We start from the raw sequence: 20,358 nt of genomic DNA, 5'->3' as shown, positions 1-20,358 counted from the left end.
CTTTATTGCACAGCAAACTGCTGGCGTACTTTACGCATCAGCAAAAAGAGCCAGGGCCACAGCACGCCATTGACTACACTACTCCAGAACACTTCCGGTCTGAAAGAGACGTTGATCACTAAAAACTCGGCCCAGAAAACAATAATGTCCACGGCCAGTGAAAGCAACATTACCACCAGCGCCTGCTGCCAGAGCGCCAGGTTACGGAAGAGCTGGAATTTCAGAGCGACCAGGTAGGCGACAATACTCATCGACAGAGCGCGCACGCCAAGTGTGGAACCGCTGATGAGATCAAGTATGGCACCCATCACAAATCCCGTCCCCACATTTACGCGGTGCGGCAGGGCCAGAATCCAGTACAGTAAGATGAGCAAAACCCAGTTTGGCCGGAAAACAATGATGTCGTCCGGCCAGGGCATGATTTGCAGCAACAGCGCAATAAGAAAAGAGAGCCAGATAACCCAGCGCCCCTGGCTACGATAGCTCGCCACCATTACCCTCCCGGCGCACGCGCAGGCGGCGTGGTCGCGCCCGAAGGCGATGGTTGCGTTGATACCGGCGCAGTCTGGCCCGCAGATGGCTGAGTAATCCCCGTCGCCGGGTCCGGCACTGGCGCCGGCGGCCCCATCGCATCCGGAGAAGGCAACACCTGCGGCATCATCTGCATCAGGCGCTCATTGGCGACGCGGTGAACCTCTTCCGGCGTCATCGGATTGGCGCCGTTACGATCGGCTCCCCACAACAGCAGCAGATAGCGTAAACGCTGCAAACCCGCGGTTGGACGTGCCTGAATGACGGTATAGGCGCGCTGAGTGTCCAGCTTGACGGAGGAGACCACCGCCACCGGATACCCTTCCGGGAAACGCCCACCAAGTCCGGACGTTACCAGCACATCGCCGACGCGAATATCGGTATTGGCGGGCAGATGTTCAAGCTGAAGATCGTCAGTGCAGCCGTTACCGGCGGCAATCACGCGGATGTCATTGCGCAGTACCTGAATCGGCAGCGCATGAGTCGCATCGCAAATCAGCAGTACGCGACTGGTCAGTTTCGCCACGGCGACAACCTGCCCTACGACGCCTTTGTCGCTAATGACCGGTTGACCTTCATATACGCCATTAACGCTGCCTTTATCGATAACGACCTGATCGCTGTAAGGATCGTTAACCGTTGAAATAACCTGAGTCACCATTTTCTGCTCGTCCTGACGCAGCGGAGACCCCAGCAGCTCGCGCAACCGCGCGTTCTCCTGTTTGTACTGCCCCAGCATCAGCAGGTCGCTGTTTTTTAGCAGTAATTCCTGGCGCAGCGCCCGGTTTTCCAGCTCAAGCTGGTCGCGAGAAGCCAGCGTTTGTGACACGCTGTCGAGCAGTTCACGAGGGCCGTTTGAAATAAAATAGAAAGGACTGACGGCAGTGTCCATGTACGTTCGGATTTGACTGAACGTCCCCAGGCGGCTGTCGGCAATGATAACGCCGAGCGCCACCAGCACCGCCAGAATAAGGCGAATCTGTAGCGACGGGCCACGGCTAAAAATTGGCTTCATAGGCTATGCGTATTCTCGCGTCGGAGAGGCAGGACAATCCAGGGATAATCCTGCCCGTATCCAACTACTCTTCGCTGAACAGGTCGCCGCCGTGCATATCGATCATTTCCAGCGCCTTGCCGCCGCCGCGCGCCACACAGGTCAGCGGATCTTCAGCAACCACGACAGGAATGCCCGTCTCTTCCATTAACAGACGGTCAAGGTTACGCAGCAGCGCGCCGCCGCCAGTGAGCACCATACCGCGCTCGGAGATGTCTGACGCCAGCTCCGGCGGACACTGTTCCAGCGCCACCATTACCGCGCTGACGATACCGGTCAACGGTTCCTGCAACGCTTCCAGAATCTCGTTTGAGTTCAGGGTAAAGCCGCGTGGAACGCCTTCCGCCAGGTTACGGCCACGCACTTCGATCTCGCGGACTTCGTCGCCCGGATAAGCGGAACCGATTTCGTGTTTAATACGTTCTGCGGTGGCTTCACCAATCAGAGAACCGTAGTTACGACGAACGTAATTAATGATGGCTTCGTCGAAGCGGTCACCACCAATACGGACAGAAGAAGAGTAAACCACGCCGTTCAGGGAGATCACGGCAACTTCAGTGGTACCACCACCGATATCCACAACCATTGAACCGGTTGCTTCAGAAACTGGCAGACCTGCGCCGATCGCGGCCGCCATCGGCTCTTCGATCAAAAAGACTTCACGGGCGCCTGCGCCCTGAGCGGATTCACGAATCGCGCGGCGTTCTACCTGCGTCGCGCCGACCGGCACGCATACCAGTACGCGCGGGCTTGGGCGCATAAAGCTGTTGCTGTGCACTTGTTTAATAAAGTGCTGGAGCATTTTTTCGGTCACAAAGAAGTCAGCGATAACGCCGTCTTTCATCGGACGGATCGCAGCGATATTGCCCGGCGTACGGCCCAGCATCTGCTTCGCATCATGACCGACTGCAGCCACGCTTTTCGGCGAACCGGCACGATCCTGACGAATGGCCACAACGGAAGGCTCATTCAATACGATGCCTTGTCCTTTTACATAAATGAGGGTATTCGCGGTACCCAGGTCAATGGACAGGTCATTGGAAAACATGCCACGAAATTTTTTCAACATACTAAGGGATAATCCTGAAAGCTGGGGCGGAAAACAAAATCCGCTTACTTTACCAACCACACGCAGCAGCGACAAGGCGCAAAAATCATCTGCTACGGTGAAAATTAGTGCAGTTCGTTTCCTTTGTTACAAATCTCGGCCTGAGTCCCTCAGGGCTGAAAAAATCAGCAGCAATCCTCGCCTTCGTTTGCAACCTGTCAAAGGTCATTCACCTGCATATTTGCTGCAACAATCTGGCGAGCAGACAAGCACACCCCCATGAGGCGCAGCGCGCGTTATTCTACGTGAAAACAAATTAAACGGCAGGTTAAACCGAGTATCTTTGCGAATATTTTTTCACGTTTGTGTCAAGTAGTTGGGAGGAGGCAAAAAAATCACCCTGCCCGCCAGCCACGCCGCGTTTTGTCAGCGTCTGCCACTCGCCGCGCGAACGGACGCCCGTCGCGTAAACCTGCGTAGGCGTGCCCGCGCAGGCCTCTACCAGACTTTGAACCAGAAGCTGGTTTTCCGTTCGCTTCTCAATGTTTCTGACCAGACTCGGATGCAGCTTGAGTAATTCCACATTGAGCGCTTTAATCCAGCTCGTGCTAACCAGCGTCAAACCCGCCTGTGTCACCGCCACCCGAACGCCAAGCGCATTGACTAAGCGAAGGATGGGTTGTAACCGGCTGATGTGTTGACAAACATCTGCCTCCGCAAGTTCAATAATTATGCGATTTCGCTGTGATTTTTCACACTGCATTAACGTATCGCGCAACCAGCGCTGAAAACGCGGACGAATCAGCGACTCAACCGTCAACTGCATTGCCAGATTTTCATCCGGCCAGTAGCCCAGCAACGTAATCAGGCGGCTAATTTGTAATCTGTCATACTCTTCCGATAAACCAAATTGCAACACCATCGGCATATACTCCGCCGAGCTCACCTCTTCTTTACCGTCATAGATGCGACACATCAATTCCCGATGATGTACGCGACCTTCTCGCGTGACCGCCGGTTTTTGATAAAGTCGCGGTCCGCCCCGATTCAGCATCTGCTCAATCAATGTGCGCCAGCGCACATTGCCGCGCCCTTTTTCCGGCAGAGTGTCGTCGTAGATAGCCCAGCTATTTCCCCCCTGCAGGGCGGCATTCCGCGCCGCGGCTTCAGCATGTTCCATCACCTGCTCGGTGGACTGTCCGCTGCGCCAGGCGCAAATGCCGATATGTACCATATCGTCACGATCGAGCATTTTGTTAGCCGGTAGCGCATCGACAGCTTTTAAAAGTTGTCCGGCAATACTTTCCGCTTCTTTCAGCGTTCGATGCGGTAGCAGCACGGCAAAGTCGCTGCGGTGATAACGCGCCAGCAGCGAGCCTGGGTAACGCATAATAAATGTCGATAGCAGATTGATAAGCATAAACATCTGCTCTTCCGCCTGATTGCCTCCCAGGCTGTCGCGCAGAAGATTGAAATCTGGCAAGCGGATCATCATCACCACGCCATGCACTCCCACTTTTTCCTGATCTTCCAGCAGCGTCGCCAGTTGGTTATCAAAAAACAGACGGTTACCGAGCCCGGTTTTGGTGTCCTGCGCGGCGTAGGAGCGAATGAGGGTGTCCAGGCGACTACGCTGTTCGTGAGCAAACTGAATTTCGGAAAGCAATACATCAAGCGCGCTACTGGTGCGCGCTGGCCATTCGTAAACAGAACCGCGGACATTCGCCCCGCGTTCGCCGTTCAGAATGCGCGTGGAGCGAATTTCCAGAAGCTCCTGCCCGGAAAGCTGCCGCTGCAGCCAGCGCACCGATAAAAACAAAATCAGAACGATAAAACCGATCGCCAGCGTCAGCGGCGCCGTGGTGATCAGTGAGTGAAAATAGTTACCCATCGGGTCCTGATAAGCCAGACGTAGCGACATTCCTGGATGTTTTATCAGCGGTACGACCAGCTCGCGATACATGTCGCTGGTGCCGGCTGGCCGATAACCTCTGGCGCGAGAATGGCTGTAGACGCTGCGCTCCCCCTGCAACAGATCGACACGCACAATATCGGAAGCGATCATGAGTTCGTCGATTTGCGGCGTCAGCGAGACAATATCATGGGTCACCAGGTGCGTATCAATGGCTGTCGCCGTCGCCTGCACACGGCTGACATACTTATACTGTACGGCGTTATAAAAGCTTAGCGAGCAACCTATCAGAGTCACGAAGATCGTTAACCCCGTGAGCAGCGTGATAAAAGCTGAGAATTTCGTCGTTAATCGCATCCTTGAGTTAACTCCGACGGTTATAAACAGTATGAAAAAGCGAATCTGAAGGCGGAATTCGCCACGGCGCGCAATGAAGCAGGCATACTACCAAAATGGATCTATCTGGCAATTTATTGCGTTGCATCGGCATCACGTTTTAATTAGCGAGTATAGTCTTCGTAGCTATTTTTCCAATCTACCATGTAAAGTGAGGACAGGTTATGCAGGCGTTGATCTTAGAACAGCAGGACGGTAAAACCCTCGCATCCGTGCAACATCTCGAAGAGAGTCAACTGCCGGCAGGTGATGTGACGGTGGATGTCCACTGGTCCAGCCTGAATTATAAAGATGCTCTGGCTATCACCGGAAAAGGGAAAATTATCCGTCATTTTCCGATGATTCCTGGTATTGATTTCGCCGGCACCGTTCACGCAAGCGAAGATCCTCGCTTTCATGCAGGCCAGGAAGTACTACTGACTGGCTGGGGCGTGGGCGAAAACCACTGGGGCGGCCTGGCCGAACGCGCACGCGTTAAAGGCGACTGGCTGGTCGCGCTGCCTGCGGGACTGAGCAGCCGTAACGCCATGATCATCGGCACCGCCGGTTTTACCGCCATGCTGTGCGTCATGGCGCTTGAAGATGCAGGTATTCGCCCGCAAGACGGTGAGGTTGTCGTCACCGGCGCCAGCGGCGGCGTGGGCAGCACTGCCGTTGCATTACTGCATAAGCTGGGCTATCAGGTTGCAGCAGTATCAGGACGTGAAAGCACCCACGGCTATCTTAAGAGCCTGGGAGCTAACCGTATTCTCAGCCGCGATGAGTTTGCTGAATCTCGCCCGTTGGAAAAACAGCTGTGGGCCGGTGCAATTGATACCGTTGGCGATAAAGTGCTGGCGAAAGTGCTGGCACAGATGAACTATGGCGGTTGCGTGGCCGCCTGCGGCCTGGCGGGCGGCTTCGCGCTGCCGACCACCGTTATGCCATTCATTCTGCGTAATGTGCGTTTGCAAGGGGTGGACTCGGTGATGACCCCACCGGCACGTCGCACAGAAGCCTGGGCGCGTTTGGTTAAGGATCTGCCGGAATCGTTCTATGCTCAGGCCGCCACAGAGATTACGCTGGCGGATGCGCCGAAGTTCGCCGATGCCATCATCAATAATCAGGTTCAGGGCCGTACGCTGGTGAAGATAAAATAACGTCACGTATAAAAAAATTTACACTTAATTAACTATTTATTTTTACACATTGACACACTCCCTGTCATATTCACTACACGCCATGTTGTGGTGGGTAGACCGGGAGTCTGTGATGAAAAAGATACGTCCATTAACAGAAGCCGATGTGACTGCGGAATCGGCTTTTTTTATGCAGCGCCGACAGGTGCTAAAAGCATTAGGCATCAGCGCGGCCGCCTTATCCTTACCCTCAACGGCGCAGGCCGATCTCTTCAGTTGGTTTAAAGGCAACGATCGTCCGAAAGCGCCTGCCGGTAAACCGCTTGAGTTTAGTCAGCCTGCCGCCTGGCGAAGCGATTTAGCGTTAACGCCGGAAGATAAGGTGACGGGCTACAACAATTTCTATGAGTTTGGCCTTGATAAAGCCGACCCGGCGGCCAATGCCGGAAGTCTGAAAACCGAACCGTGGACGTTGAAAATCAGCGGGGAAGTCGCGAAGCCATTTACGCTGGATTACGACGATTTAACACATCGTTTCCCATTAGAAGAGCGTATCTATCGAATGCGCTGCGTCGAAGCGTGGTCCATGGTCGTGCCGTGGATTGGTTTCCCTTTATATAAGCTACTCGCGCAGGCACAGCCCACCAGCCACGCTAAATATGTGGCATTCGAAACGCTATACGCGCCGGATGATATGCCAGGACAGAAAGATCGCTTTATTGGCGGCGGACTGAAATACCCTTATGTCGAAGGGCTACGTCTGGACGAAGCCATGCATCCGCTGACTCTGATGACCGTTGGCGTCTATGGTAAGGCGTTACCCCCGCAAAACGGCGCGCCTATTCGACTCATCGTTCCATGGAAGTATGGTTTTAAAGGTATTAAATCTATTGTCAGCATTAAACTCACCCGCGAACGTCCGCCAACCACCTGGAATTTGTCGGCTCCCAACGAATATGGTTTTTACGCCAATGTGAACCCGCATGTGGATCATCCACGCTGGTCTCAGGCTACCGAACGCTTTATTGGTTCAGGCGGTATCCTCGATGTACAAAGACAGCCGACGCTGCTGTTTAACGGCTACGCCAATGAAGTCGCTTCGCTGTATCGCGGTCTCAATTTGCGGGAGAATTTTTAAGTGCGTCTGACAGCAAAACAGATAACCTGGCTAAAAGTTTGTCTGCATCTTGCGGGTTTTTTGCCGCTTCTGTGGCTCTTTTGGGCGATAAATCACGGTGGACTCAGCGCAGACCCGGTAAAGGATATCCAACACTTTACCGGCAGAACCGCGCTCAAATTTTTGCTCGCCACCTTGCTGGTTTCGCCGCTGGCGCGCTACGCTAAACAGCCATTATTGATACGCACACGCCGCCTGTTAGGGTTATGGTGTTTCGTTTGGGCTACGCTGCATTTAACCAGCTATGCCTTACTGGAACTGGGGATACATAACCTGGCGTTGTTAGGAAGCGAGTTGATTTCACGCCCTTATTTGACGCTTGGGATCATTAGCTGGCTGGTGTTATTGGCGCTGACGTTGACCTCAACGCAATTTGCGCAGCGTAAATTGGGCAAACGCTGGCAAACACTGCATAACGTCGTCTATCTTGTCGCGATCCTGGCTCCCATACATTACCTGTGGTCGGTAAAGATTTTATCACCGCAACCGGTCATCTATTCGGCATTAGCGTTAGCCCTTTTAGCGTTGCGTTACCGGAAGTTTCGCCAGTGGTGGCGCTAGTTTGGTGAACTGTGCGGTCGATTGCAAAACGCAAAACAGGTAATGTCCTTTTTATGTTTCGGGTTGATTATCTTCCCTGATAAGACCAGTATTTAGCTGCCAATTGCGACGAAATAGTTATAATGTGCGACTTTACATTGCCCAACGGCGATTTTCGTTCGCAGAAAGGGTGACAATCGAGCAATGAAGGTATATTTTGTTTTTTGCCCGAAAATGGCAGAAGATAGCCACACAATGACTGGCAAATCATGAATTTCACCTTCGGGTGCTACGGCATAACAGGCAAATCAAAGATGCGCGGTATTTTACCCGCGGCAGTCATTCACATGCTTTACAGACGGCGCTAAAACGCCTGTCACAATCACACTAAACAAAGAGTACGGAACCCACTCATGGATATTCGTAAGATTAAAAAACTGATCGAGCTGGTTGAAGAATCAGGTATCTCCGAACTGGAAATTTCTGAAGGCGAAGAATCTGTTCGCATCAGCCGCACAACGGCAAACGCCGGTTTTCCGGTGATGCAGCAGGCTTATGCGGCGCCGATGATGCAGCAACCCGCTCTGTCTAACGCTGTCGCGCCAGCGGCTACTCCAGCAATGGAAGCGCCTGCCGCAGCGGAAATCAGTGGTCACATCGTACGCTCCCCAATGGTTGGTACTTTCTACCGCACCCCAAGCCCGGACGCGAAAGCGTTCATCGAAGTGGGCCAGAAAGTGAACGTGGGCGATACCCTGTGCATCGTTGAAGCCATGAAAATGATGAACCAGATCGAAGCTGACAAAGCAGGTACTGTGAAAGCGATTCTGGTCGAAAGTGGTCAACCGGTAGAATTTGACGAGCCACTGGTCGTCATCGAGTAACGAGGCGAACATGTTGGATAAAATTGTCATCGCCAACCGCGGCGAGATCGCACTACGTATTCTTCGAGCCTGTAAAGAACTCGGCATCAAGACCGTCGCTGTGCACTCAAGCGCGGATCGCGATTTAAAACACGTATTGCTGGCGGATGAGACGGTCTGTATTGGTCCGGCACCGTCCGTAAAAAGTTATCTGAACATCCCGGCTATCATTAGCGCCGCTGAAATCACCGGCGCGGTGGCAATCCACCCGGGTTACGGCTTCCTTTCTGAGAACGCCAATTTTGCCGAGCAGGTTGAACGCTCCGGCTTTATCTTTATCGGCCCGAAAGCGGACACCATCCGCCTGATGGGCGATAAAGTGTCCGCGATTACCGCGATGAAAAAAGCGGGCGTGCCGACCGTACCAGGATCTGACGGCCCGCTGGGCGACGATATGAATGCGAACCGCGCTCATGCCAAACGTATTGGCTATCCGGTGATCATCAAAGCGTCCGGCGGCGGCGGCGGCCGCGGTATGCGCGTGGTTCGTAGCGATGCTGAACTGGCGCAGTCCATCTCCATGACCAAAGCGGAAGCGAAAGCGGCTTTCAGCAACGACATGGTATACATGGAAAAATACCTGGAAAATCCACGCCACATCGAAATTCAGGTGCTGGCGGACGGCCAGGGCAACGCTATCTATCTGGCGGAACGCGACTGTTCCATGCAGCGTCGCCACCAGAAAGTGGTTGAAGAAGCCCCGGCGCCAGGCATTACGCCGGAACTGCGTCGCTATATCGGCGAACGCTGCGCGAAAGCGTGCGTAGACATCGGCTATCGCGGCGCAGGGACGTTCGAATTCCTGTTCGAAAACGGCGAGTTCTATTTCATCGAAATGAACACCCGTATTCAGGTTGAACACCCGGTGACTGAAATGATTACCGGCGTCGATTTGATCAAAGAGCAGTTGCGCATCGCGGCGGGTCAGCCGCTGTCGATCACACAGGACGAAGTTGTCGTTCGAGGCCATGCGGTAGAATGCCGTATCAATGCCGAAGATCCGAACACTTTCCTGCCAAGCCCTGGCAAAATCACGCGCTTCCATGCGCCTGGCGGCTTTGGCGTTCGCTGGGAATCTCATATCTATGCGGGCTACACGGTGCCGCCGTACTATGATTCCATGATCGGCAAACTCATCTGCTACGGTGAAAACCGCGACGTGGCGATTGCCCGTATGAAAAATGCCCTGCAGGAACTGATTATCGATGGTATCAAAACCAATATCGATCTGCAGACCCGCATCATGAATGACGAGCACTTCCAGCACGGTGGAACCAACATCCACTATCTGGAGAAAAAACTCGGTCTTCAGGAAAAGTAATCGCACGTTAATCTCAAAAGGCCGGTGAATCCGGCCTTTTTTATTTCTGGGGATAGCGATGCCCCATCATGTACAATTCCCGCTTTCTTCACCCATAAGGGACAAAAAATGGACGCTCGTTTTGTTCAGGCCCATAAAGAGGCGCGCTGGGCGCTGTGGCTGACCCTTTGCTATCTGGCGGCATGGTTAGTGGCTGCTTACTTACCTGGAGACTCGCCGGGAATTACCGGTCTGCCGCACTGGTTCGAGATGGCCTGCTTATTGACGCCGCTGGTCTTTATTTTGCTGTGCTGGGCGATGGTGAAATTCATTTATCGCGATATTTCGCTGGAGGATGACGATGCAGCTTGAGGTCATTCTACCGCTGGTAGCCTATCTGGTCGTGGTCTTCGGGGTCTCGATTTACGCTATGCGCAAGCGTACCGCCGGCACCTTTTTAAACGAATATTTTCTTGGCAGCCGTTCGATGGGCGGGATCGTGCTCGCGATGACGCTTACCGCCACCTATATTAGCGCCAGTTCATTTATCGGCGGTCCCGGCGCGGCTTATAAATACGGTCTGGGCTGGGTCTTGCTGGCGATGATCCAGCTTCCCGCCGTCTGGCTTTCACTGGGTATTCTGGGTAAAAAATTCGCTATCCTGGCGCGTCGCTATAATGCCGTCACGCTTAACGATATGTTATTCGCGCGTTACCAAAGCCGCCTGCTGGTGTGGTTGGCAAGCCTGAGTTTATTGGTCGCGTTTATTGGCGCAATGACCGTACAATTTATCGGCGGCGCGCGACTGCTGGAAACTGCGGCGGGAATTCCCTACGAAACCGGCCTGCTGATATTTGGCGTCAGTATCGCACTCTATACGGCGTTTGGCGGCTTTCGCGCCAGCGTACTTAACGATACGCTACAGGGCCTGGTGATGCTGGTCGGCACGATAGTGCTGCTGGTGGGCGTGGTGCATGCGGCGGGCGGTCTAAGTCAGGCCGTTGACACGCTGCACGCTCTCGACCCCAAACTGGTAACGCCGCAGGGCGCCGATGACATACTTTCTCCCGCCTTTATGACCTCTTTTTGGGTACTGGTCTGTTTTGGTGTGATTGGCCTGCCGCATACGGCGGTGCGCTGCATCTCCTATAAAGACAGTAAAGCGGTACACCGGGGCATTATTATCGGTACGATTGTCGTGGCGATTTTAATGTTCGGGATGCACCTTGCCGGCGCGCTGGGTCGCGCGGTGCTTCCGGATCTGACGGTGCCGGATCTGGTGATCCCAACGCTAATGGTGAAAGTTTTGCCGCCGTTTGCCGCCGGGATCTTCCTCGCTGCGCCAATGGCGGCGATCATGTCAACAATTAATGCCCAACTGCTGCAAAGTTCCGCGACGATCATTAAAGATCTCTATCTCAACCTGCGCCCCGATCAGATGCAAAATGAGATCCGGCTGAAGCGTATGTCGGCAGCGATTACATTACTGCTAGGCGCGCTGTTGCTGCTGGCAGCATGGAAACCGCCAGAGATGATCATTTGGCTCAACCTGCTGGCGTTTGGCGGCCTGGAGGCGGTGTTCTTATGGCCGCTGGTACTGGGCCTTTACTGGGAGCGGGCAAACGCGGCAGGCGCATTAAGCGCCATGATCGTGGGCGGCGTGCTATATGCCCTGCTTGCCACATTTAATATTCAGTACCTGGGCTTTCATCCGATTGTGCCCGCGTTACTGTTAAGTTTATTGGCTTTTCTGATCGGAAACCGATTCGGCTCTTCCGCTTCGCAAGCCACCGTATTGTCTGCTGATAAATAAAGAGTTTTGCCATGCCATGGATCCAATTGAAACTGAATACCACCGGCGCGAATGCTGAAGAGCTGAGTGATGCGCTGATGGAAGCGGGCGCCGTTTCCATTACCTTTCAGGATACGCACGATACGCCGGTTTTTGAGCCGTTGCCGGGCGAAACCCGTCTGTGGGGCGATACCGATGTGATCGGTCTGTTCGACGCCGAAACCGACATGAAAGACGTTGTCGCGATTCTGGAGCAACATCCGCTGCTGGGTGCCGGATTTACCCATAAAATCGAACAACTGGAAGATAAAGACTGGGAACGCGAATGGATGGATAATTTCCATCCGATGCGTTTTGGCGAGCGTCTGTGGATTTGTCCCAGCTGGCGTGACATTCCGGACGAGAATGCCGTCAACGTGATGCTCGACCCGGGACTGGCGTTCGGTACGGGTACGCACCCCACCACCTCTTTATGTCTGCAATGGCTGGACGGGCTCGATCTCAACGGCAAAACCGTGATCGACTTTGGCTGCGGTTCAGGCATTCTGGCGATTGCCGCGCTGAAACTGGGAGCAGCAAAGGCGATTGGTATTGATATCGATCCACAAGCTATTCAGGCCAGTCGCGATAATGCCGAACGCAACGGCGTGTCTGACCGGCTGGAGCTGTACCTGCCGAAAGACCAGCCAGAAGCCATGAAAGCCGACGTGGTCGTCGCTAACATCCTGGCAGGCCCATTACGCGAACTGGCCCCGTTAATCAGCGTACTGCCCGTTGAGGGCGGTCTGCTGGGGCTTTCAGGTATTCTCGCCAGCCAGGCGGAAAGCGTCTGTGATGCTTACGCCGAGCTTTTCACTCTCGACCCGGTCGTCGAAAAAGAAGAGTGGTGCCGCATTACTGGCCGTAAGAAATAATTCTTGTCAGCGTGGTCGCCCGGCCACGCTTTTCTCCACACAACTGCCTTAACGCCTTTCAGGCACCGAGACATCATTAAATTCATCAAATGAATGCCTGAAATGACTTCTTTGTCACTATCCGTCTGGATAAACAGCTGCTACCAGCGGACAAAAGGTACTGGCGTTTTAACGGGTCGCAGCCATCGCCCTCGTACTTAGTAATGCTGTCCGGGTTGTTCTGCAGCATCCGCTAACCCTCTCTTCAGCGCAGCTGGAAAAATTTATCCGTGCCATTCATGAACACAAAAGCGCATCTGTGCGCCCCCTTCCGACTGGCAATGGAGAAAAATCACGCGCAGCGGGAAGTGATCTTGTCCTGAAACGAGACGGCGATCCCATTCATTTGGGGTAATTAGCTTATAAAAAAAGCAGATTATTCCGCTTATCTTGTTTCTGGACGAAGAAATAGAGAGAAGTTACGGGAATTTGTAAGCGCGTACAAAACCGCCGACAATAAATAACCCTATGATTTTACTGAATTATAAATTTATTTTGCTGTTTTTAAGCACGATTCATTGATCTACAACAGTGGATTGTTCAAAGTTTGGCCTTTCATCTCGTGCAAAAAATGCGTAATATACGCCGCCTTGCAGTCACAGTATGGTCATTTCTTAACTCATGCGCATCGGACAATATCAGCTCAGAAATCGCCTGATCGCAGCGCCCATGGCTGGCATTACTGACAGACCTTTCCGGACGCTGTGCTATGAGATGGGAGCAGGATTGACAGTATCCGAGATGATGTCTTCTAACCCGCAAGTGTGGGAAAGCGATAAATCTCGTTTACGGATGGTGCACGTTGATGAGCCAGGAATTCGCACGGTGCAAATTGCCGGTAGCGATCCTGTTGAGATGGCCGATGCCGCACGTATTAACGTGGAAAGCGGCGCCCAGATTATTGATATCAATATGGGGTGCCCGGCGAAGAAAGTGAATCGTAAGCTGGCAGGTTCAGCCCTCTTGCAGTACCCGGATTTAGTGAAGTCTATACTCATCGGGGTCGTAAACGCAGTGGACGTTCCTGTGACTCTCAAGATTCGCACCGGCTGGGCGCCGGAACACCGTAACTGCGTAGAGATTGCCCAACTGGCTGAAGATTGTGGTATTCAGGCTCTGACCATCCATGGCCGCACCCGCGCCTGTTTGTTCAACGGAGAAGCTGAATACGACAGTATTCGGGCAGTTAAGCAGAAAGTTTCCATTCCGATTATCGCGAATGGCGACATTACTAACCCGCATAAAGCCAGAGCTGTTCTCGACTATACAGGGGCGGATGCCCTGATGATAGGCCGCGCAGCTCAGGGAAGACCCTGGATCTTTCGGGAAATCCAGCATTATCTGGACACTGGGGAGCTGCTTCCGCCGCTGCCGCTGGCAGAGGTAAAGCGCTTGCTTTGCACGCATGTTCGGGAACTGCATGACTTTTACGGTCAGGCAAAAGGGTACCGAATCGCGCGTAAACACGTCTCCTGGTATCTCCAGGAGCACGCTCCAGACGACCAGTTTCGGCGCACATTCAACGCTATTGAGGACGCCAGCGAACAGCTGGAGGCGTTGGAGGCATACTTCGAAAATTTTGCGTAAACAGAAATAAAGAGCTGACAGAACTATGTTCGAACAACGCGTAAATTCTGACGTACTGACCGTTTCTACCGTTAACTCTCAGGATCAGGTAACCCAAAAACCCCTGCGTGACTCGGTTAAACAGGCACTGAAGAACTATTTTGCTCAACTGAATGGTCAGGACGTTAATGACCTGTATGAGCTGGTACTGGCTGAAGTAGAACAGCCCCTGTTGGACATGGTGATGCAATACACCCGTGGTAACCAGACCCGTGCTGCTCTGATGATGGGCATCAACCGTGGTACGCTGCGTAAAAAATTAAAAAAATACGGCATGAACTAATTTCGATTAGCTAACTGCTTGTTTAAAAAGGCGCTACTCGGCATGGGGAAGCGCCTTTTTTATACGCATCACATGGAATTTGGTCATGAAAGCGGAATGTGAACCTCAGTACTTTGGCGATGAATCGAAGAAGATTATTCACGGTGACGCGCTAACAGAACTTAAAAAACTGCCTTCTGAAAGCATTGACTTAATTTTTGCCGATCCGCCTTACAATATCGGAAAAGATTTCGACGGTATGGTGGAATCCTGGGACGAAGCGTCTTTTCTGGCCTGGCTGTATGAATGCATTGATGAGTGCTACCGCGTACTGAAGAAACACGGCACCATGTACATCATGAATAGCACAGAAAATATGCCGTATATCGATCTCAAATGCCGAACGCTTTTTACCATCAAAAGCCGTATCGTCTGGTCCTATGATAGTTCCGGGGTGCAGGCGAAAAAATACTTTGGTTCTATGTATGAACCGATCCTGATGATGGTAAAAAACCCGAAAAGCTATACCTTTAACCGTGATGCGATTCTGGTCGAAACCACTACGGGCGCTAAGCGCGCGCTAATCGATTATCGAAAAAACCCGCCCCAACCATACAATCAGAAAAAAGTGCCGGGCAACGTCTGGTCATTTCCTCGCGTACGTTATCTGATGGATGAATATGAAAACCATCCTACGCAAAAGCCCAGCGCGCTGTTAAAACGGATCATACTGGCCTCTTCTAACCCGAGCGATACCGTATTGGACCCTTTCGCGGGCAGTTTCACCACAGGCGCTGTCGCAGCGGCGTCAGGTCGTAAGTTTATCGGTATTGAACTCAATAATGAGTACGTAAAAATGGGGCTCAGAAGATTGAGCGTCACTTCGCATTATTCAGAAAATGAACTTGCAAAAGTCAAAAAGCGAAAAACACAAAACCTGTCCAAAAAGCAGCGAAATGTCGGGATAAACGCGCTATCTTCAGAGAAGTAAAAGCATTGTAAGTCCGCTTTTCAGCGTCAAAATTTCATGTATATTCCCAGCACGCATGGGCATGAATACACAGGATTTGACGATGATACGTAAGTATTGGTGGCTGGTTGTTTTTGCCGTCTCCGTTTTTCTTTTTGATGCGCTTTTGATGCAATGGATCGAATTGATGGCGACTGAACAGGATAAGTGCCGAAACATGGATTCGGTTAACCCTCTTAAATTGATCAATTGTACCGATCTGGAGTAGCGAACCGGGCGATTTAACCTATGATTATTTATCACCCGGATTTCTTTTATCCCTTATAAAAACAGGGAATTAAAACACGTTGAGGATAAAAGAAGGGGTGATACTGTCTCGTCCTGTTCTTTTCCTGCATAACCAATGAGCTAATGATACATGCCGGTTAGTGAGTACAACCACATCCTTGTGGCGGTTTCATTTGCTGTCGCTATTTTTGCGTCCTATACCGCATTAAATATGGCCGGACGCGTAGCCGGAAGCGCCCGATCAAACGCCAGAATATGGCTAATGGGCGGCGGCTTCGCGCTGGGCGTCGGTATTTGGGCGATGCATTTTGTCGGGATGCTGGCGATGGATCACGCGATGAACATGCGCTTCGATCCGTTCCTCACCGGCCTCTCCATGCTGATCGCGATCGGCTCCTCCCTGTTTGCGCTATGGCTGGTTAGCGCTGAAAAACTACGCCTGCGCCGTTTACTGCCGGGCGCGCTGGTGATGGGACTGGGCATCAGCGCAATGCATTATACCGGGATGGCGGCGCTGCAATTTGCTTCCATTATCGTCTGGAATAGCGCATGGGTTGCCCTCTCTATCATTATCGCGCTACTGGCGTCCTGCGGCGCGCTGTGGCTCACGTTCCGCCTGCGTCATGAGGGAACAGATGTCGCCCTGAGGCGAGCAGGCGCCGCGGTATTAATGGGGATAGCTATCGCCGGCATGCATTACGCCGGCATGAAGGCCGCACACTTTCCCCAAAACTGGCCGATGGAGCATCGTGGCGTCGATAGCAACTGGCTGGCTGTTCTTGTCAGCGTGGTCGCGCTGACTATCCTGGGTATTACTCTGCTGGTTTCTTTATTTGACGCCCGGCTTCAGGCCCGTACCGCACTACTTGCCTCTTCGCTGGCGCAGGCGAACCAGGAACTGGCGCAGTTGGCGCTGCATGATACGCTCACCCGTTTACCAAACCGGGTACTTCTTGAGGATCGTCTGGAACAGGCCATCAGCAAAGCGAATCGGGAAGGCTCGTCTTTCGCGCTACTGTTTATGGATCTGGATGGCTTTAAAGCCGTTAATGACGCTTATGGTCATGATATCGGCGATAAGCTACTGGTAGCGGTCACGCATCGTCTGAACCAACCGCTGAGCGGGCAGTTTACCCTGGCGCGGATTGGCGGCGACGAATTTGTGCTGCTTGCAGAAGTCAGCGCGCCTGACGAAGCGGCTTCCCTTGCCAGCGCGCTGGTACATTCGATAGATGCGCCCTTTACGATAGATCCGTACGAACTGGTCGTCACCCTTAGCGTGGGAATAGCGCTCTATCCGCTGGACGGAAAAAACGAACGGGAACTGATGTTCAACGCCGATGCCGCAATGTACCACACGAAACATACGGGGCGTAACGGATACCATTTCTTTCAGCCATCAATGAATATGCTGGCGCAAACCCAACTTCAGCTAATGAATGACCTGTGGCTGGCGCTGGAAAGACAAGAACTCAAGCTAGTGTACCAGCCTAAGTTTCAGGCTCCTGCCGGCCCCATTGTAGGATTTGAGGCCCTGTTGCGCTGGTATCATCCAAAACAAGGCGTACTGAATCCTGACCAGTTTTTACCGCTGGCGGAAAAAACGGGTCTTATCGTCACTATCGGTAGCTGGGTGATAGACGAGGCGTGTCGACAGCTCCGCGAGTGGCACTTACAGGGATACGCCTTATGGTCAGTGGCGGTAAATCTGTCCGCCTTACAATTTGAGCAGCCCGGGCTTGTGGACACCATTACGCGGAGCCTGGCCCGACACAGTATCCGTCCCGATTTATTGATTCTGGAAATCACCGAAACCACGGCGATGAACAAGCCAGAGCAAAGCGTCGCTATACTCACCAGATTAACGGAAATGGGGGTTAAGGCCTCTATTGACGACTTTGGCACCGGCTATTCCAGCCTTCTCTATCTGAAACGTCTTCCGGCGTGCGAACTAAAAATTGATCGCGCTTTCGTACATGAACTCAGCGAGGCAAGCGACGGCGCGACCATTGTTGCGGCTATTGTCGCGCTGGCGAAAGCGTTAAATCTGCAAATTGTGGCAGAAGGGGTAGAAAATGAAACGCAGCAACAATTTTTGACCCAGTTAGGATGCCATACGCTTCAGGGGTTCCTGCTTGGCAAGCCGCGTACGGCAGAGGAAATTGCTCGCGATATTCGGGACCCTGCCAATATATTCACAAGGTAAATATATAATATCAACTCAAAATAATCTCAGGCTTCTTCCGCCTGTTGTTCATTTGGCATTAATTGCCTCACACTGCCATCCGGGCTTAGCATTTTTAATACATTATCGACTAATGCAGGCGCCTGCTTATAAAGATCATAACTTGTGGGATTCATTAACCAGTTCTTTACTATTCCGCTAAAACTACCATGCAGAATAATTAATATGACATCCAGATCAAGACTGCCTGAGATCAGCTTTTTATCCATACATCGCTGTAATACTTCAAGCAGCGACTGATGATGGAAACCAATCTTCTCCCGAATGGCCTGTTCCGATATCATACCATTATGGAATTCACATTTATGATATAAAATCTGCATTAATGCCTGCTGACGAGGCACTGCCGCAATATATTGTAAGGCTGCAATAAATTTCTCTCGTAGATCCTGTAAAGGATTATCATTCCAGCATCCCGTAAGCCTATCCTGAATAAGTTCGCGTAAAGGTGGTTGCTGTAACCAAACCTCATTAAACAACTGCGTTTTATTCTCAAAGTGCCAGTAGATGGCGCCCCGCGTGACATCAGCGGCATCAGCGATATCATTCAACGTCGTGTTGGCAACGCCGCGCAAAGCGAACTGCGCAATAGCGGTTTCAATCAAATGTTGCCGCGTTTTAAGCGCATCCGCCTTCGTTTTCTTCGCCATAATTAAGATATCCTGGACCATAAAAACGATAAATACGCTGATAAAATACTCAGCACAAAAAACAACTTTACCATGTCCTTTTTAGTCAGACGAGAGACAGCCATTTTTATTTCGCACAATATCGCCAAATCAATAATAAAAACAAATAAAATTAATAAAACATATTCATATAAAATATATATTTCTAATTATGTTATTCAACATCATGATTTTACTAATCGGGACATTATGAAACGACAGGGAATAGTTCTTTTTTTTGCTTTTATGTGCCGTGAACCCCATCCCAAAATAAGTATTGCTTACATCACAAGCTAATAATTTGTAGGATACCCCACTGCTATTCTATTTTTCGCGCGTTAACGCCTTACCGTTATCCGGTGAATAACGAGCTTTCGGTTTTTTAAGGAACAGTAATGACGAAACATGCCAGGTTTTCACTCCTGCCCTCATTCATCATATTCTCTGCTGCGCTGCTGGCCGGTTGTAATGACCAGGGAGATACCCAGGCTCATGCCGGCGAGCCGCAAGTCACCGTCCATGTGGTCGAAACAGCGCCGCTAGCCGTAACGACCGAACTTCCCGGACGTACGTCCGCATTTCGCATTGCGGAGGTTCGCCCCCAGGTGAGCGGGATCGTGCTTAAAAGAAACTTCACCGAAGGTAGCGATGTAGAGGCCGGGCAGTCGCTTTATCAGATCGATCCTGCCACTTATCAGGCCGATTATGACAGCGCTAAAGGCGAACTTGCTAAAAGCGAAGCGGCTGCGGCTATCGCGCACCTGACGGTCAAACGCTATGTTCCACTGGTCGGCACAAAATATATCAGCCAACAGGAATATGATCAGGCGATTGCCGACGCCCGCCAGGCCGATGCCGCCGTTGTGGCGGCAAAAGCCGCTGTTGAAAGCGCGCGTATTAACCTTGCGTATACCAAAGTCACCTCACCCATCAGCGGGCGTATAGGAAAATCTAATGTGACTGAAGGCGCGCTGGTGACTAATGGTCAGTCAACTGAACTGGCTACCGTGCAACAACTCGACCCGATTTATGTCGACGTGACGCAATCAAGCAACGACTTTATGCGACTCAAGCAATCCGTCGAACAAGGTAACCTGCATAAAGACAGCGCCAGTAGCACGGTTCAACTGGTAATGGAAAATGGTCAGGTCTACCCGATTAAAGGCACGCTGCAATTTTCCGACGTTACCGTAGATGAAAGCACCGGCTCTATCACGCTCAGGGCAGTTTTCCCTAACCCGCAACACAGTCTGCTTCCCGGTATGTTTGTTCGCGCCCGCATTGATGAAGGCGTCCAGCCCAATGCCATCCTTGTCCCCCAGCAGGGCGTAACCCGCACGCCGCGCGGCGACGCAATGGTGATGGTGGTTAACGATAAAAGCCAGGTCGAAGCCCGCAATGTCGTGGCGGCGCAGGCTATTGGCGATAAATGGCTCATCAGCGAAGGGTTAAAACCAGGCGATAAGGTCATCGTCAGCGGCTTACAAAAAGCGCGACCGGGCGTCCAGGTGAAAGCCACTACCGATGCTCCTGCAGCGAAAACGGCGCAATAAGG

19 protein-coding genes are annotated in these 20,358 nt (G+C 52.1%); 14 read left to right on the top strand and 5 right to left on the bottom strand.

Translation table 11 applies throughout. From position 1 onward, the window contains the following. Positions 1-2 precede the first annotated feature (2 nt). From mreD to csrD, 4 genes are all read right to left on the bottom strand, one after another. Complete coding sequence (mreD, locus tag EOS98_RS02425) at positions 3-491, bottom strand: rod shape-determining protein MreD (protein WP_000179403.1); 489 nt, start codon at positions 489-491, stop codon at positions 3-5. Between the two features lie 2 nt (positions 492-493). Next, entirely contained in the window at positions 494-1,546 is a 1,053-nt protein-coding gene (gene mreC / locus EOS98_RS02420) for a rod shape-determining protein MreC (RefSeq protein ID WP_000802538.1), read from the bottom strand. Between the two features lie 64 nt (positions 1,547-1,610). After that, positions 1,611-2,654: a rod shape-determining protein MreB gene (gene mreB / locus EOS98_RS02415; RefSeq protein WP_000913396.1), complete on the bottom strand. Its 1,044-nt coding sequence runs from the start codon at positions 2,652-2,654 to the stop codon at positions 1,611-1,613. A gap of 307 nt (positions 2,655-2,961) precedes the next feature. Beyond that, on the bottom strand, positions 2,962-4,902 hold the full coding sequence (gene csrD, locus EOS98_RS02405; RefSeq protein WP_001241377.1) for an RNase E specificity factor CsrD: 1,941 nt from the start codon (positions 4,900-4,902) through the stop codon (positions 2,962-2,964). A gap of 203 nt (positions 4,903-5,105) precedes the next feature. Between csrD and EOS98_RS02400 the strand changes: the two genes are divergently transcribed. The 13 genes from EOS98_RS02400 (at position 5,106) to EOS98_RS02340 (ending at position 18,096) form a co-directional block, all read left to right on the top strand. Beyond that, a complete protein-coding gene (locus tag EOS98_RS02400) occupies positions 5,106-6,080 on the top strand; it encodes an MDR family oxidoreductase (protein WP_126523802.1) in 975 nt (324 codons plus the stop codon). 112 nt (positions 6,081-6,192) lie between these two features. Next, positions 6,193-7,197, top strand: a complete 1,005-nt coding sequence (gene msrP, locus EOS98_RS02395) for a protein-methionine-sulfoxide reductase catalytic subunit MsrP (protein WP_000723876.1) — start codon at positions 6,193-6,195, stop codon at positions 7,195-7,197. Next, the gene (gene msrQ, locus EOS98_RS02390; RefSeq protein WP_020899304.1) at positions 7,198-7,797 is read left to right on the top strand and encodes a protein-methionine-sulfoxide reductase heme-binding subunit MsrQ; all 600 of its coding nucleotides are present in this window, start codon (positions 7,198-7,200) and stop codon (positions 7,795-7,797) included. A gap of 392 nt (positions 7,798-8,189) precedes the next feature. After that, positions 8,190-8,660: an acetyl-CoA carboxylase biotin carboxyl carrier protein gene (gene accB, locus EOS98_RS02385; protein ID WP_000354626.1), complete on the top strand. Its 471-nt coding sequence runs from the start codon at positions 8,190-8,192 to the stop codon at positions 8,658-8,660. 10 nt (positions 8,661-8,670) lie between these two features. Then, positions 8,671-10,020 carry an acetyl-CoA carboxylase biotin carboxylase subunit gene (gene accC, locus EOS98_RS02380; protein ID WP_000884627.1) on the top strand — a complete coding sequence of 450 codons (1,350 nt, stop codon included), beginning with the start codon at positions 8,671-8,673 and terminating at the stop codon, positions 10,018-10,020. 108 nt (positions 10,021-10,128) lie between these two features. Next, on the top strand, positions 10,129-10,371 hold the full coding sequence (locus EOS98_RS02375) for a YhdT family protein (protein ID WP_000340018.1): 243 nt from the start codon (positions 10,129-10,131) through the stop codon (positions 10,369-10,371). After that, complete coding sequence (gene panF, locus EOS98_RS02370; RefSeq protein ID WP_126523801.1) at positions 10,361-11,812, top strand: sodium/pantothenate symporter; 1,452 nt, start codon at positions 10,361-10,363, stop codon at positions 11,810-11,812. Before EOS98_RS02375 ends, panF begins: the two co-directional genes overlap by 11 nt. Positions 11,813-11,823: 11 nt before the next feature. Then, positions 11,824-12,705 carry a 50S ribosomal protein L11 methyltransferase gene (gene prmA / locus EOS98_RS02365; protein ID WP_001145851.1) on the top strand — a complete coding sequence of 294 codons (882 nt, stop codon included), beginning with the start codon at positions 11,824-11,826 and terminating at the stop codon, positions 12,703-12,705. A 660-nt stretch (positions 12,706-13,365) separates the two neighbouring features. Continuing rightward, complete coding sequence (gene dusB / locus EOS98_RS02360) at positions 13,366-14,331, top strand: tRNA dihydrouridine synthase DusB (protein WP_001219664.1); 966 nt, start codon at positions 13,366-13,368, stop codon at positions 14,329-14,331. A 25-nt stretch (positions 14,332-14,356) separates the two neighbouring features. Next, on the top strand, positions 14,357-14,653 hold the full coding sequence (gene fis, locus EOS98_RS02355; protein WP_000462905.1) for a DNA-binding transcriptional regulator Fis: 297 nt from the start codon (positions 14,357-14,359) through the stop codon (positions 14,651-14,653). Positions 14,654-14,738: 85 nt separating this feature from the next. Next, positions 14,739-15,623, top strand: a complete 885-nt coding sequence (gene yhdJ, locus EOS98_RS02350) for an adenine-specific DNA-methyltransferase (protein ID WP_126523800.1) — start codon at positions 14,739-14,741, stop codon at positions 15,621-15,623. An 82-nt stretch (positions 15,624-15,705) separates the two neighbouring features. Further along, the gene (locus tag EOS98_RS02345; RefSeq protein ID WP_000620015.1) at positions 15,706-15,870 is read left to right on the top strand and encodes a DUF2556 family protein; all 165 of its coding nucleotides are present in this window, start codon (positions 15,706-15,708) and stop codon (positions 15,868-15,870) included. Between the two features lie 150 nt (positions 15,871-16,020). Then, on the top strand, positions 16,021-18,096 hold the full coding sequence (locus EOS98_RS02340; RefSeq protein ID WP_127821136.1) for a putative bifunctional diguanylate cyclase/phosphodiesterase: 2,076 nt from the start codon (positions 16,021-16,023) through the stop codon (positions 18,094-18,096). 26 nt (positions 18,097-18,122) lie between these two features. On the opposite strand, the gene envR is transcribed toward EOS98_RS02340, so the two are convergent. After that, positions 18,123-18,785: an acrEF/envCD operon transcriptional regulator gene (envR, locus tag EOS98_RS02335; RefSeq protein WP_001085721.1), complete on the bottom strand. Its 663-nt coding sequence runs from the start codon at positions 18,783-18,785 to the stop codon at positions 18,123-18,125. Positions 18,786-19,198: 413 nt separating this feature from the next. Between envR and EOS98_RS02330 the strand changes: the two genes are divergently transcribed. Next, positions 19,199-20,356 carry an efflux RND transporter periplasmic adaptor subunit gene (locus tag EOS98_RS02330; protein WP_000160383.1) on the top strand — a complete coding sequence of 386 codons (1,158 nt, stop codon included), beginning with the start codon at positions 19,199-19,201 and terminating at the stop codon, positions 20,354-20,356. Positions 20,357-20,358: the final 2 nt, after the last annotated feature.

This window comes from Salmonella sp. SSDFZ69, assembly GCF_004010755.1.
Lineage (GTDB): Bacteria > Pseudomonadota > Gammaproteobacteria > Enterobacterales > Enterobacteriaceae > Salmonella > Salmonella enterica.
This window is presented reverse-complemented; position numbering and strand designations above follow the sequence as displayed.